Origin of the sequence: Parabacteroides sp. AF14-59 (genome assembly GCF_003479515.1) — a bacterium.
Classification (GTDB): Bacteria; Bacteroidota; Bacteroidia; order Bacteroidales; family Tannerellaceae; genus Parabacteroides; species Parabacteroides faecis.
Map to the genome: position 1 here is coordinate 333,713 of NZ_QUHH01000003.1, position 14,391 is coordinate 348,103.

11 protein-coding genes are annotated in these 14,391 nt (G+C 39.1%); all 11 read left to right on the forward strand.

The annotated features are described in order from the left end of the window. The first annotated feature begins 139 nt into the window (after positions 1 to 139). The 11 genes from DWW23_RS05565 (at position 140) to DWW23_RS05615 (ending at position 14,325) form a co-directional block, all read left to right on the forward strand. On the forward strand, positions 140 to 1,636 hold the full coding sequence (locus DWW23_RS05565) for a class I SAM-dependent DNA methyltransferase (protein ID WP_122352278.1): 1,497 nt from the start codon (positions 140 to 142) through the stop codon (positions 1,634 to 1,636). A gap of 2 nt (positions 1,637 to 1,638) precedes the next feature. Then, positions 1,639 to 2,748, forward strand: coding sequence for a restriction endonuclease subunit S (locus DWW23_RS05570; protein ID WP_199664121.1), 1,110 nt, complete (start codon positions 1,639 to 1,641; stop codon positions 2,746 to 2,748). 13 nt (positions 2,749 to 2,761) lie between these two features. Continuing rightward, entirely contained in the window at positions 2,762 to 3,691 is a 930-nt protein-coding gene (locus tag DWW23_RS05575) for an endonuclease NucS domain-containing protein (RefSeq protein ID WP_122352280.1), read from the forward strand. A gap of 32 nt (positions 3,692 to 3,723) precedes the next feature. Further along, positions 3,724 to 7,032, forward strand: a complete 3,309-nt coding sequence (locus DWW23_RS05580; protein WP_122352281.1) for a DEAD/DEAH box helicase family protein — start codon at positions 3,724 to 3,726, stop codon at positions 7,030 to 7,032. Between the two features lie 79 nt (positions 7,033 to 7,111). Next, entirely contained in the window at positions 7,112 to 8,995 is a 1,884-nt protein-coding gene (gene abc-f, locus DWW23_RS05585) for a ribosomal protection-like ABC-F family protein (RefSeq protein ID WP_122352282.1), read from the forward strand. A 4-nt stretch (positions 8,996 to 8,999) separates the two neighbouring features. Beyond that, entirely contained in the window at positions 9,000 to 10,175 is a 1,176-nt protein-coding gene (locus tag DWW23_RS05590; protein ID WP_122352363.1) for an MFS transporter, read from the forward strand. A 111-nt stretch (positions 10,176 to 10,286) separates the two neighbouring features. Beyond that, positions 10,287 to 11,348, forward strand: coding sequence for a DUF4221 family protein (locus tag DWW23_RS05595; RefSeq protein WP_122352283.1), 1,062 nt, complete (start codon positions 10,287 to 10,289; stop codon positions 11,346 to 11,348). Positions 11,349 to 11,537: 189 nt separating this feature from the next. After that, positions 11,538 to 12,218, forward strand: a complete 681-nt coding sequence (locus tag DWW23_RS05600) for an RNA polymerase sigma factor (protein WP_187576638.1) — start codon at positions 11,538 to 11,540, stop codon at positions 12,216 to 12,218. Between the two features lie 63 nt (positions 12,219 to 12,281). Further along, positions 12,282 to 12,806: a DinB family protein gene (locus tag DWW23_RS05605; protein ID WP_122352284.1), complete on the forward strand. Its 525-nt coding sequence runs from the start codon at positions 12,282 to 12,284 to the stop codon at positions 12,804 to 12,806. A 120-nt stretch (positions 12,807 to 12,926) separates the two neighbouring features. After that, the gene (locus DWW23_RS05610) at positions 12,927 to 13,283 is read left to right on the forward strand and encodes a hypothetical protein (RefSeq protein ID WP_122352365.1); all 357 of its coding nucleotides are present in this window, start codon (positions 12,927 to 12,929) and stop codon (positions 13,281 to 13,283) included. 145 nt (positions 13,284 to 13,428) lie between these two features. After that, complete coding sequence (locus DWW23_RS05615; RefSeq protein WP_122352285.1) at positions 13,429 to 14,325, forward strand: YitT family protein; 897 nt, start codon at positions 13,429 to 13,431, stop codon at positions 14,323 to 14,325. The last annotated feature ends 66 nt before the right edge of the window (positions 14,326 to 14,391 follow it).

Consider the following 14,391-nt stretch of genomic DNA (forward strand, 5'->3'; position numbering starts at 1 on the left):
ACTACGTGGGCTTAAAATAATAAAGTTTGGGGAGATAAGAATTTATATTCAATATGGGATGGAAAACCTGTATATTACGACTGGTTTGACTGAAAGTGCTTATATTTGCAAATAGACTTATAAACAATAAAAAACGAAAATGATAACAGGCGAGATAAAAAACCGTGTAGACCAGATATGGGATGCATTCTGGACAGGTGGTATCACGAACTCGATTACAATTCTGGAACAAATGACCTATTTGTTCTTTATGAAGATGTTGGATGATGCGCAGATTAAAAAAGAAGCAATAGCAAATGCATTTAAGTATCATGTTGCTCCTGAAAAGCTTATATTTAAGGATGGAAACTGGCATAATCCGGAAAGTGATAAGGACGTCCCTTATAAATCGTTGCGTTGGTCTGTTTTTAAGAATATGGATACTGTTCGTATGTTCAATACCGTTCGTAACGATGTTTTCATTTTCATCAAAAATATTGGTGTAGGAGAGGATTCAGCTTATAGTCGTTTTATGCGAAGTGCTATTTTTCTTATACCTAATGAACGGACTTTAGCCAAGGTTGTCGATGGTATCAACAATCTGGATATGAATAACCGCGATACGATGGGAGATGTGTATGAGTATATCCTGGGTAAAATGGCGGCAAGTGGTACCAACGGACAGTTTCGTACGCCACGGCATATCATCCAGATGATGGTGGAATTAATGAAGCCGACTGTAAGAGATATCATTTGTGATCCGGCAATGGGATCAGCTGGGTTTATTGTGGAATGCGCAAAATACATCACAGAGCATTGTAAAGATGAATTGTTGAACGAAAATGCTGCAGATCATTTTAATAATGAAATGTTTAACGGGTTCGATACCGATCAAACGATGTTGCGTATTGGGGCGATGAACTTGATGTTGCATGGAGTTAATAATCCGAATATTCAATGGCGTGATTCGTTATCGTCTGATAATACGGATGAGAATTTATATACGCTTTGTCTGGCAAATCCTCCGTTTACCGGTAGCCTTGACAATGATTCGGTGAGTAAAAGCCTGTTGGCAATTACCAATACAAAGAAGACTGAGTTGTTGTTTGTCGCTTTGTTTTTACGTATGTTGGTAGTGGGCGGACGTTGTGCTTCGATCGTTCCTGATGGCGTGTTGTTTGGCAATAGTAAAGGGCATAAGTCTATTCGTAAGGAATTGGTAGATAAGCATCGATTACAGGCTGTTATCTCTATGCCGGCAGGTGTTTTTCAACCTTATTCCGGGGTAAGTACGGCTATTCTAATCTTTACAAAAACAAATGTAGGGGGTACAGGTAAAGTTTGGTTTTACGATATGAAAGCCGATGGTTTTACCCTCGATCAAAAACGTTCTGAATGTGAAGGAAGCGATATTCCTGATGTGATAAAAAGGTTCCATAACCTTGCAGGAGAAGAATCCCGCACTCGTAAAGACCAGTCTTTCTTTGTGCCTGTAGATGATATACGTGCCAATGATTATGATCTTTCGATCAATAAGTACAAAGAAGTGGAACGGCAAAAAGTAGAGTATGAAAAACCGGAGGTGATTCTTGCACGTATTGAGAGTTTGGAGGAGGAGATTCGGCAGGCGATTGTGGATTTTAGGAAGATGATATGAATATGAAGGATAACTGGAAATACATTCTATTTGAGGATTGCTTGCAAAAGGTTAAATATACGAATAAGGTTTTTAGTTCGGATTATTTAAAAAAAGGTACTTATCCTATAATATCTCAAGAGGAGGCTTTTGTATCAGGATATTGGAATAACGAAGATGATGTTTTTCGTGTACAAAAGCCTGTTGTTATATTTGGAGATCATACACGTGTTTTAAAATATGTGGATTTTGATTTTGTTATAGGTGCAGATGGTGTAAAAATTCTTTTACCTAAAGACGCTCTAAATACCAAATTTTTAAAATATTATTTGTACTGGTATAATATTCCTAATTTAGGCTATTCTAGACATTATAAGCTTCTGAAAGAACTTTATATACCGGTTCCTACTCTTTCAATACAAGAAGCTATTGTTGCTGAGCTTGATAAACTAAACGAAATACTAACAAAGAAACATGAACAGCTTAAAGAGTTGGATCGTCTTGGACAGGCTGTTTTTTATGATATGTTTGGGGATCCAGATAATAATGAGAAAAAATGGTTAATTCAGCGATTTGGTGATATAGCTTCTGTCATTGGAGGCTTTGCATTTAAGAGTGATTCTTTTAATATAAAAGGTATACCTGTTTTAAAAATAGGCAATATTAATACAGGCATATTTAAACAAGATAATTTATGTTTTTATGCATATGATTCTAAATTGTGTAAATATGAAGTATATCCAAATGATCTTGTAATTTCCTTAACAGGAACAGTGGGGAAGGGAGATTATGGAAATGTGTGTATATTACCTGATACTTATAAATGTTATTATTTGAATCAACGTAATGCTAAATTAGAAACATATGGATTGTATCAAAATATGTTTTTGAAGTATTTGTTATCAGATAAAAAGATAAAATCATTTTTAACACGAAATTGTAGAGGAGTACGACAGGCTAATATTCTAAATAAAGATATTGAAAATTTGAAGTTAATTTTACCTTCTTTAGATATACAAGCTATATTTGTAGAAAAAGTAGTATCTCTTGAAAATCAAAAACAAAAAATAAAACAATCCATAGTCGAAGTTCAACAACTCTTAGACTACACCATGAATAAATATTTTGGATAAAACTTAATCAACCATGAAACAATACAACCGAGTAATGTTAGGAAGAGGCAGCATATATGCTGACGAGTGTAAAGAAGGTGGTTTTATTGGAACTAACTTTCTTCCGGATAATGATTTGTCAGGTCATTTACCTGATGGATGGAAAGCTTTTAATAAAGAGTATATACCTGTATATCTGCAAGAAAATCCGGAAAAAACAAAAGTTGCTGCTGGTCTTTCCTGTGGATTTCTCTGGACTGTATGCCGTGGGCTTGAAATAGGCGATATTGTTTTAACTCCTAATGGCAAAGGTGAATATTATATTGCCGAAATTGTAGGAAATTACTATTATGTGCCGGGAACTAATCTACCTCACCGACGCAGAGTTCAATGGTATGATAAAACTATTCAAAGAAGTGAAATGAGTGAAGGTTTGCAACATTCGACCGGTTCTATCGGTACATGCTGCGATATCACAAAATACCAACAAGAAATAGAAACATTCTTGACAAGAACTGCTCCTCCAACTGTGTATTGTAATGATGAGGAGGTTGAAGACCCCACAGTCTTTGCTTTGGAAAAACATTTGGAAGATTTTCTCGTAAAAAATTGGAAACATACTGATATTGGAAAAAAATATGATATATTTGAGGATAATGGTGAAATAGTAGGGGAACAATATCCTAGCGATACAGGTCCTATTGATATACTGGCAGTCAGCAAGGATAAAAAGACCTTGTTGGTCATAGAGCTAAAAAGAGGGCGAACATCCGATGTCGTTGTCGGGCAAATTCATCGATACATGGGGTATGTCAAAGAAGAATTAGCGGAACCCAATCAAGAGGTAAAAGGTATTATTATCGGATTGGAGGCAGATACCCGGTTGAAGAGAGCTCTTTCTGTATGTACTAATATTGAGTTCTATCGGTATCAGATAGATTTCAAACTTTTTAAAGGCGTGTGAATTTATAAATCAACATAACTAGTGTTAGTGTTATGATACAAGCAAAAAACTTTGATTACCTGAAAGGAAATTCGGACTTTGCAGATTTGTATGCATATTGCAATGAGGCAGAAATTAACCAGATTATAGATCCGGAGAAGTCGGCTATCAATAGTCGCCGGGCTTTAGAATATATTGTAAGAGCTATTTATTTGTTTAGGGGGATGGAAATACCGGAACGGTCTTCACTTTTCCAGTTGGTAAATGCTGAGTCGTTTAAGAATTTTATTCAGAGTGATGATTTGTTGAAACGCTTGCACTATATCCGTAAAGCCGGTAATAATTCAGCACATTTGGGAAAAGTAGCAAAGAAAGAATCTTTTTTCTCTTTACTGAATTTATATGTTTTTGTCGGTTCAGTATTAGTAAAGCTGAAAGTAATAGATGATTATCCGACTTTTGACCGTAATTTGATCCCTGGACAGGCTGAAGTTCATATAGCTCCCAAAGAAAATATGGAGCCGACCAATGCTTTGGTAGAGAAATATGAGGGTCAGTTAGAAACAGCCTTGGTTACGAAAGCAGTTACAGGTATTTCGGAAGCGGAAACCCGAAAGTATTTTATTGATCAAATGTTACGTGAGGCAGGTTGGGATATTTTGGAAGCAAAAGGATCTATTATGCCAGCAAAAGCCTGCATCGAAATACAATTAGCAGGAATGCCGAATCATAAGGAAACTGGTTTTGCTGATTACGTCTTGTTTGGTGCTAATGGAAAGCCTTTAGCGGTCATAGAGGCTAAACGTACCAGTGTGGATGCCGCCAGAGGAAAACATCAGGCTGAATTGTATGCCCAATGCCTGGAAGCACAGTATGGCGTGATGCCTGTTATTTATTATACAAACGGTTTTAATACCTTTGTGATAGATGGGTTAGGTTATCCTTCACGTCCTGTATATGGTTATCATACGCAAGCTGATTTGGAGCTGATCATTCAGAAACGAGAGAGAGCGGAGATTTCCGATTTGCGTATTCGTGACGAGATAACAGACCGCGAATATCAGAAACGCGGAATTAAAGCTGTTTGTGAATATTTCAATAAAAAACATCGTCGTGCCTTATTGGTTATGGCAACAGGTACAGGGAAGACGCGTGTTGCTATTTCTTTGGTTGAATTACTAATGCGCAACAGCTGGGTGAAAAATGTTTTGTTTCTGGCTGATCGTACCGCTTTGGTAAAACAAGCATATAAGAATTTTACAAAATTATTACCAGGAACCTATTGTGTCTTGTCGGATGATAATAAACCGGATTTGGCAGCCCGTGTTATGTTCAGTACTTATCAAACGATGATTAATTATATAGATCGTGATACGAAAGATTTTTCTGTAGGTCGTTTTGATTTGATTATTGTTGACGAGGCGCATCGTTCTGTTTTTGGAAAATATGGGGATATATTTGATTATTTTGACTCTTTACTGGTCGGATTGACTGCTACACCACGTAGTGAGGTGGATAGAAGTACTTATCAGTTATTCGAACAGGAACAGGGAGAACCCAATTTTGCTTATGAACTGGAGGAAGCTGTTGCTGAAAAGTATCTGGTCCCTTATAAAGGAATTATCCGTCATTCTGCTCATATTAATAATGGAATTAAATATGAAAATTTGAGTAAAGAGGAGAAGGAACAGCTTGAAAAAGTGTGGGAATATGAAAAAGCTCAAAGAAATATTGATCCGGATGAGGATTATCATCGTGATATAGAAAAGGATGAAATATTTAAGTTTCTCTTTAATGAAGATACGGTAGATAAAGTGTTGCAGGATCTGATGGAAAACGGGTTGCGGGTTCAGAGCGGTGAACGGATCGGAAAAACAATCATTTTTGCTTATAATCACAAACATGCAGTATTGATTGTAGAACGGTTTGGAAAACTTTATCCTGAATATGGTCCGAGCTTTTGTCAATTGATTGATAACTCGGTGACGTATGCAGGAAATCTGATTGATCAGTTTGAGGTGAGAGATAATTTACCACAAATAGCTGTTTCTGTTGATATGCTCGACACTGGAGTTGATGTGCCGGATATTTTGAATTTGGTCTTTTTTAAAGTGATTAAATCAAAGATCAAATTTATGCAGATGATAGGTAGAGGCACTCGTTTATCTGAAAATATATTTGGGCCCGGAAAGAATAAGGAATGTTTTTACATATTTGATTATTGTAATAATTTTGAGTTTTTCAATGATAACCCTCAAGGGGTAGAGGCAAAACCTGTTCAGTCATTGACTGAGCGTTTGTTTTGTCTTCGTACGGATATATCTGTGTTTTTGCAGCATAGCCGGTATCAGGAAGATCCTTTTGCTAAAAACTTACATGATGAATTGAAGACTCTGTTGCATAGTCAGGTGGCTACGCTGAATGATTCACGAATTGGAGTTCGGAAGCATTGGGATTTGGTATGTAAATATCGTAAATCAGAAAATTGGATTTTTATTTCCGAGACAGATGCTTTACACATAAAAAATAGTCTATCTCCGTTATTGATTCAAAAAATGGAGAATGAAGAGTCTAAACAGTTCGATTTACTTATTCTTTATATAGAATTATCCTTGTTGGATGCGGATATTAATGCTGTGAGAAGTAAGAAAAAAGTAATTGAAATTGCCCGAGATCTTCAAAAAGCAACTTCCATTCCTTTGGTTATGGCAAAGATAGAGACTATAAAGGAGGTTCTAAGCTCTCATTTCTGGGAAAATCTGAATTTGGATGGTTTGGAGCGTGTTCGTAAGGACTTGCGTGAACTGATATTATTCTTAAAAGGAAATAGTAAGAATACTTTTACTATAGATATTGAAGATGCTTTTACCGATGGAGGAGAAGCGCCAGGAATAGTTACGACTACGACTTACAAACAGCGTGTTGTGGATTATTTGGCTGAGAACAAAGATAATGCAGTATTGCAAAAGATATTTAATGTAGAGCCATTATCTCAAGCTGATATTCGTGATTTGGAACGTATATTATGGCAGCAGTTGGGAACCAGAGAGGAATATTCAAAATATGCTCAGAATATGATTTATGGAGGTAATGTTGCTGCTTTTATCCGTTCTATAATTGGAGTGAATCGGAATATTGCTATTCGAAAATTCACAGAACTAATATCTGAAAGTAATCTGAATTCCATGCAGGAGGAATATTTGAAGACCATTTTAAATTATGTATGTGAAAATGGGGACATAACGACCTCTACATTCGGAAATGATCCATTTGTGAATTTTGATTGGTATGATGCATTTGGTGATAAGCTTAGTGACCTTACTCAATATGTGGAGAATTTGCATAAGGTAATAACTGCTTAAAGTAAACGAGGCATTATTATAGATTACCCTACGCTGAATTTTTGTATCTTTGTCCGGCATTTAAAGCATAAAAGGCAGTATGATCAGTTACTTACAGATAGACGGACTGACCAAAAGCTTCGGCGATTTGGTTCTTTTTGAGGATATTACATTTGGTATTGCACAAGGTCAGAAAGTGGGCCTTATAGCAAAGAACGGGACGGGTAAAACAACTTTGCTGAATATCATTGCAGGGAAGGAAGATTATGATAACGGAGCTGTCGTGTTCCGTAACGACCTGCGTGTCGGCTACTTGGAGCAGACGCCTGTCTATCCGGAAGGGTTGACTGTTCTGCAAGCCTGTTTCTATTCTCCGAACGAGACGGTTCGTCTGATTGCCGAGTATGAAGAAGCGATGGCGAGTGACGATCATTCCAATCTGGAGGATATCCTGATGCGTATGGATAACCTGAAAGCCTGGGATTATGAACAGCGTGCCAAACAGATCCTTTCGCAGTTGAAGATCACAAACTTCGATCAGAAAGTGGAACATCTGTCCGGTGGGCAGTTGAAACGTGTGGCATTGGCCAACGTTCTGATTACCGACCCCGAACTGATCATTCTGGATGAGCCGACCAACCACCTCGACCTGGAAATGACCGAATGGCTGGAAGGTTACCTGAGCCGTGCCAATATCAGTATCCTGATGGTTACGCACGACCGTTATTTCCTGGATCGTGTCTGCAGCGAGATTATCGAAATAGACCGTCAACAAATTTATCAGTATAAAGGTAATTACAGCTATTATCTGGAAAAACGTCAGGAACGGATGGAGACGATGAACACAGAGGTGGAACGTGCCAACAACCTGTTGCGTAAAGAGTTGGAATGGATGCGTCGTCAGCCACAGGCACGCGGTACGAAAGCTAAATACCGTATCGATGCTTTTTATGAGCTGGAAAAGAAAGCCAAGCAGCAACGGGATAACGGTAATGTGAACCTGGATGTGAAAGCATCCTATATCGGATCAAAAATATTTGAAGCGGAGCATGTTACGAAAAGCTTCGGCAGTATCAAGATTGTAGAAGATTTCAATTATATTTTTGCCCGTTACGAAAAGATGGGTATCGTAGGTAACAACGGGACAGGGAAGTCTACCTTTATTAAAATGCTGATGGGCGAAGTAGAACCGGATAGCGGACGCTTCGATGTCGGCGAAACAGTCCGTTTCGGCTATTACAGTCAGGATGGTCTGCAGTTTGACGAGCAGATGAAAGTGATCGATGTCGTGCAGGATATAGCTGAATATGTCGATCTTGGGGACGGTAAGAAGTTGGGGGTTTCTCAATTCCTGAATTATTTCCTGTTCACTCCCGAAAAGCAACATAGCTATGTCTACAAGCTGAGTGGTGGAGAAAAACGCCGTTTATATCTATGTACCGTTCTGATGCGCAACCCGAACTTCCTGGTACTGGATGAGCCGACCAATGATCTGGATATCGTGACCTTGAATGTATTGGAAGAATATCTGCGTAACTTTAAGGGTTGTGTAATCGTTGTTTCGCACGACCGTTACTTTATGGATAAAGTAGTCGATCACCTGTTGGTATTCCGTGGTAATGCCGATCTGAAGGATTTCCCCGGAAATTATACCCAATACCGTGACTGGAAAGAGGTACAGGATCAGTTGGAGAAAGAGGCTGAAGCAGCTCGCCAGCCCAAACAAACATCGGTTCCTGAAAAGAATAACCGTCCGCAGCCTGAGCAGAAAAAGAAACTTACCTTCAAAGAACGGAAAGAGTTTGAAGCACTGGAGGTGGAAATACCGCAGCTTGAAGCCGAAAAGGCAGAACTGGAAACAGCAATGAGTAGCGGAACACTTAGCAACGATGAGCTGATGGTTAAGTCGGAACGAATTGCGAAAGTAATGGAAGAAATAGACGAAAAGACAATGCGTTGGCTGGAACTGAGTGAACTGGCTTAAAGATATGAACGAAGCGAAACCTGTGCTTTGGAACCGGAATTTCATTCAGTGTTGTATCTCTTATTTCCTGATGAACTTCTCTTTCTACATGTTGATGCCAACTATGCCGGTCTATTTGGTGGAAGTTCTGAAGATCGATCCGTCGGAAGTGGGAATCGCTCTTTCCAGTTATTCGATCGGTTTGTTATGTGTTCGTCCGTTCTCCGGATATCTGGTGGATTGTTTTTCCCGCAAGCCATTATATTTGTTAGCTTTTATGGTTTTTGCCTGTATGTTTACCGGTTACCTGTTCGCAACGACAGTATTGATGATTATGGCTGTCCGTTTTATTCAGGGTGGGTTTATGGGAATGACTTCCGTTGCCGGAAATACCATAGCGATCGATGTGATCCCTTCCAAACGAAGAGGGGAAGGAATGGGTTTTTATGGATTGACGATAAACCTGGCGATGTCGCTGTCGCCGTTGGTGGCCGTGTTTATCTATGACCGGTTCGGTTTTCATCCGGTGGTGTTTGCAGGACTGGCAATTGCTTTGGTGGGTGTCGGTTCGGTTTGCCTGATCCGTTATCCGAAGCGGGAGAAAGTGCCGAGACCAGCATTCTCGCTCGATCGTTTTATCCTGGTGAAAGCTTTGCCGACGGCTTTGGCTTATCTGTTGAGTGCAATTCCTTATGGGATGGTGACTTCTTTTGTGGTATTGTACGGGAAGGAGATCAATGTCGCCAATCCGGGTTATTTCTTTATTTTTATGGCAATAGGAGTGGGAACGGCCCGTCTTATTTCCGGGCGTTTGGTCGATCATGGGAAGATACATCTTGTGTCGATCAGTGCACTGACATTCCTGACGCTTTCATTCGCCGTTTTCGCTATTTTTCATAATGAAATTGTATTCTTTGCTTCTGCCTTGGCTATCGGTATAGGATTTGGCGTTTGTGTACCGGCCATTCAATGCCTTTTTGTGAATGTGGCCCCGCATCATATGCGTGGGACGGCTACTTCTACTTATCTGACTTCTTTCGATTTCGGGGTGGGGATCGGCATGCTTGCGGCTGGTTTTATTGCTTCGCATGCTGATCTGGCAACTGCTTATTTAGCCGGTTCGGGGTGTTGCCTGATATCGCTCCTGGTTTATTTGCGATGGGTGAGACCTTCATATGAGAAATATAAATTATCTGTTTGAATATTAGAGTTTATAGAAATGAACAGTTTCTAATGTACTTCGATGGAATATTTCTTTACATTTGTGCATTGATTTTGATTTATACCTGAAAAACAAATCTATAAGAACTATATGAAAAAGAATTACTGTTATCTGTTATCGCTGTTGCTACTTTTCGCTTGTTCCGGTAATCAAAAAAGCGTGAAGAATGAGTATAAAGGGAAGTTGAAGGCTGTTAAGCAGTTGGTGGAGACAGGCGAGAAACGTTTCCGTTTGGATACGGAGACAAAGGTTAAGCCTCCTTATATCCAGTATTGTTCCGATCATACGGGGAATGATCTGCTCACCTTCCTGAATCCCCGGAAAAATGCGATTTATTTCTACAATTATTCGGATACTGCTTATCTCAGGCAAATCGCTTTCGAGCGTGAAGGAGCGAATGCCGTTATGAGTATAGGGGCTTATTATATCAAAAGTCCGGATTCTATTTATGTATTCAACCGCCCGTTGATAGAAATCGCTTTGGCTGATAGTGCTGGGGTGATACATAACCGTGTTACATTATTAAATAAAGACGATAAAGAATGGGCAATGCATAATCCGCAGTATGTTTTTTCTACAGTTATGCCGTTGATGTTGATAGATAATCATTTACAGTTACCCGGTCTTGCTCCTTTCCCGGAGATATTGGCCGACAGGGAGAATTTCCGGTTTACAACCTCTATTGATTTGGTTACTGATAAGGCTGAGAATCATCATCTTTATCCGGAAGAGTTATTCGGAAATAATTATAATTGGGGAGGTGACCTGATTCAGTTTGTGTATCCGGCAATAACACCGGAAGGGAAGATGGTCCACAGTTTTACAAATTCACACGATCTGTATATATCGGATTGGGACAGTGATGCAGCAATGAAAGTATACGGAGGTAGCAATGAAGCCGGAACGATTACTTCTATCGGCCATGAGGAGGTAAAGACTACACCTGACGAGTTGGTTTATACCTCTTATATGGAACAGGACTTTTATGCAGCTGTAATTCATGATCCGTACCGTAAAGTATATTACCGTTATTTGTTACATGGCATGCCGGATGCGAATTTGAAAACACCTCTCGACAGTAAGCCGCTAACGATTGTCATGATGGACGAACAGTTTCATTACCTCGGTGAAACAATGATAGGAACAGGGTAGGAATGGAACTGGACGAACTCTTTTGTCACTAAAGAGGGATTGAATATAGAACGTATCGGAACAGAACCGGAGGATGACGATTATCTGACTTTCGGTTTGTTCAATATACAGGATTTGTAATAGGAGAATGGTTTAATCATATATAATATAGTATGGTTTGGCAGGAGAAATCGATTAATAACCCGATCAATGGAGATAGACCGTAAAAATTTAGTTGAACAATATGGGAGAATGGTTGCTACCATTGCTCATCGTATGATCCAGAACAAAGAGATAGCGAAAGAGGCGGCACAGGAAGTCTGGTATGAAATCTTTAAAAGCCTGTCCTCTTTTAATGGTAATTCTGAATTGTCAACGTGGATATATACGATTGCGAAACGGACTATTTTACGGTATGCCCAAAATGAAAAGGTAGTCACTTTGCTGAACTTGGAACAATTCAGAGGTTTGGAGGAAATTAAGTATTCCGGTTCTGACGAGGATCGGAAAGAATGGGTAAAGGAACGGTGTGACTGGTGTTTGACTGCATTGAATCACTGTTTAAATAACGATGCCCGTTTGATCTTTATATTTAAAGAAAATATAGGTCTTTCCTATAAACAGATCAGTAGTATTATGGAAATGTCGGTAGAGAATGTCCGGCAGATATCCTCTCGTTCAATAACTAAGATCAGTCATTTTATGAATGATACCTGTCCGTTATATAATCCTGTCGGGACTTGTAAATGCCGGATCTGCAAACAGGTTTACCGTATCGATCTGGAGAAAGAATATTCAACCGTTTTGAAAATGATACGGCTGGCCGATCTGTATCATAAATTTGAAAAAGATTTACCGAGAAAGAATTATTGGGAAAAATTTTTGGACTGAGTTGTCACATATCCTGCTCTTTCGTTCACTAATGATTAATGTATAACTTAAAAAGTAAACATTATGAATCGAATTGAATTTTTGAGAGAGCAGATTATTGAATCAAGAAATTTTGTCAATCGCCTGGTTTCGGAACTCCCGGAAGATTTATGGTTTGTCATACCGGAAAATACGGATTCAAACTTTGCGTGGCAGATCGGACATCTGATCGTTGCCCAGAACTTTCATGCAATTACTGTGATAACAGGATGGAATGAAAAAGTCAACCGGGTGATTCCTGTGGCACAGTATAATAAATTGTTTAATGGGATGGGTACTTTACACCGGTCTGTCAAAGAGGAGGTTGTAACTGCTTCCGTATTGAAAAATCAGTTGGACGCAGTTCATGAAATTTGTATTGAAAACCTGTTGGCTTTAAGTGATGGTATTTTATATACTCCATTAGAACCTATTCCCTTTAAACATCCGGTCGCAAATAACAAATATGAGGCATTGTCCTGGTGCTTCAAACATGAAATGTGGCATAGTGCGGAGATGGAAGATATCAAGCGGAGACTGGGATATCCGATCATTTGGCTGAATAAATAAACCTGCTCGTGAACAATGTTATAAAACATACTGTTATATATCTGAAAGCAAAAAGATAAAAGGAGATAGAGAGGCAGCGGCCTCTGAGTTTAGGTTATTAATTTAATGTTTTTAGGTATTATGAAACGTTTAGGTATGGCTGTAGCAGCCATTTTATTATGTGCAACAGTAGGTTTTGCACGCGAGAACCGGAACAATGTGAGTAAAGAACCGTTTGCTATTAACTTTGAGAAACTGAGTTATTATTTACAATTAACCCCCTCTCAGGTGAATGAAGTAGCAAACATTAATGAATACTTCCTTGATATGCAACGTGAAAGTCTTCGTTCGAGCGAAAGCAAGCAACAGAAGAAAATGCACCAGGCTATCTATGGGAATTTGAAATTGATGAAAAAGGTTCTGACTCCCGACCAGTATCGTAAATATGTAACATTGTTGAATGTGACAAATAATAATAACCGTGCATTGAGCCTTTAATAATAAAAGGCGTCGGGATTGTTTGATCCCGTATCGCGGTTGTTGAAAATAGATAGAGGAGATTACACAATTTGTTTGTGTAGTCTCTTCTTTTTTTATTTATCTTTGCGACACTTAAAAGAACAAATAATGATTTAATCTTATCATGAAACAACTAGGTTTTCCTTCTAATGCTACATTGAGAAGTAATGCTTTCGACTATTCGCTGATCGTTGTCGGAGCTTTTCTCCAGGCACTGAGCTATGTGCTTTTTCTCGCCCCTTATAAAATCGTACCGGGCGGGGTTTATGGTATTTCCATTGTTTTACATTATGTCACGAAAGGACTTTTCTCCATTTTTCCGGATGGTTTGCCAATGGGGGCTACCGCTTTGTGCTTCAACGTGCCGTTGCTGATACTGGCGATGAAAAAGATCGGACTTTCTTCCGGACCGAAAACAATAGTGACATTTGTACTGATCTCTGTTTTTACAGATACTTTATCTTATTTCTGCGGAACGGAACCGCTGGTAGAAAATGATACTTTTATTGCCTGTTTTTATGGCGGTGCGATATTAGGTCTGGGTGTGACTTGTGTCTTTAAGGCACAAAGTACAAGTGCGGGAACCGATGTGCTGGCCCGTGTGATTGCCAATAATTCCAATCTGAAAGTTAGTAATATGATCATATTGCTTGACTCTGCCATCGTAATGCTCGGTTTGATCGTATTTCAGGATTGGGCAGTGCCTTTGTATTCCTGGTTTGCCATCTTTGTCTATGGGAAGGTTGTGGAAATGTTCCAGACAGAGAATCCGAATCGCGCCGTATTCATCGTATCAAAGAAAACACAGGAAATAAAAGACCTGATTGTCGGCAAGATGGGGATGCGCGGAACTTTCCTGCATGGACGCGGAATGTATGAAGGACAGGAGAAAGAGATCATTTTTACGATCGCTGAACGTAAAGATATGCCGCGTTTGAAAGACGAGATTAAAGATATTGATCCACATGCGTTTATCTCGACGATGCATGCAAGCAAGGATTCACCTCGGCCGGGAATTTGAGGATTTGAAAATGGAGAATTGAAAATTGAAAATTAAATGAGCGGAAAACATGCAAACCGATATTAA

Excerpts from the sequence above, each read along its gene's own strand:
- DWW23_RS05565 (WP_122352278.1), top strand. The coding sequence starts at position 140 with ATGATAACAGGCGAGATAAAAAACCGTGTAGACCAGATATGGGATGCA.
- DWW23_RS05570 (WP_199664121.1), top strand. The coding sequence starts at position 1,639 with ATGAAGGATAACTGGAAATACATTCTATTTGAGGATTGCTTGCAAAAG.
- DWW23_RS05575 (WP_122352280.1), top strand. The coding sequence starts at position 2,762 with ATGAAACAATACAACCGAGTAATGTTAGGAAGAGGCAGCATATATGCT.
- DWW23_RS05580 (WP_122352281.1), top strand. The coding sequence starts at position 3,724 with ATGATACAAGCAAAAAACTTTGATTACCTGAAAGGAAATTCGGACTTT.
- abc-f (WP_122352282.1), top strand. The coding sequence starts at position 7,112 with ATGATCAGTTACTTACAGATAGACGGACTGACCAAAAGCTTCGGCGAT.
- DWW23_RS05590 (WP_122352363.1), top strand. The coding sequence starts at position 9,000 with ATGAACGAAGCGAAACCTGTGCTTTGGAACCGGAATTTCATTCAGTGT.
- DWW23_RS05595 (WP_122352283.1), top strand. The coding sequence starts at position 10,287 with ATGAAAAAGAATTACTGTTATCTGTTATCGCTGTTGCTACTTTTCGCT.
- DWW23_RS05600 (WP_187576638.1), top strand. The coding sequence starts at position 11,538 with ATGGAGATAGACCGTAAAAATTTAGTTGAACAATATGGGAGAATGGTT.
- DWW23_RS05605 (WP_122352284.1), top strand. The coding sequence starts at position 12,282 with ATGAATCGAATTGAATTTTTGAGAGAGCAGATTATTGAATCAAGAAAT.
- DWW23_RS05610 (WP_122352365.1), top strand. The coding sequence starts at position 12,927 with ATGAAACGTTTAGGTATGGCTGTAGCAGCCATTTTATTATGTGCAACA.
- DWW23_RS05615 (WP_122352285.1), top strand. The coding sequence starts at position 13,429 with ATGAAACAACTAGGTTTTCCTTCTAATGCTACATTGAGAAGTAATGCT.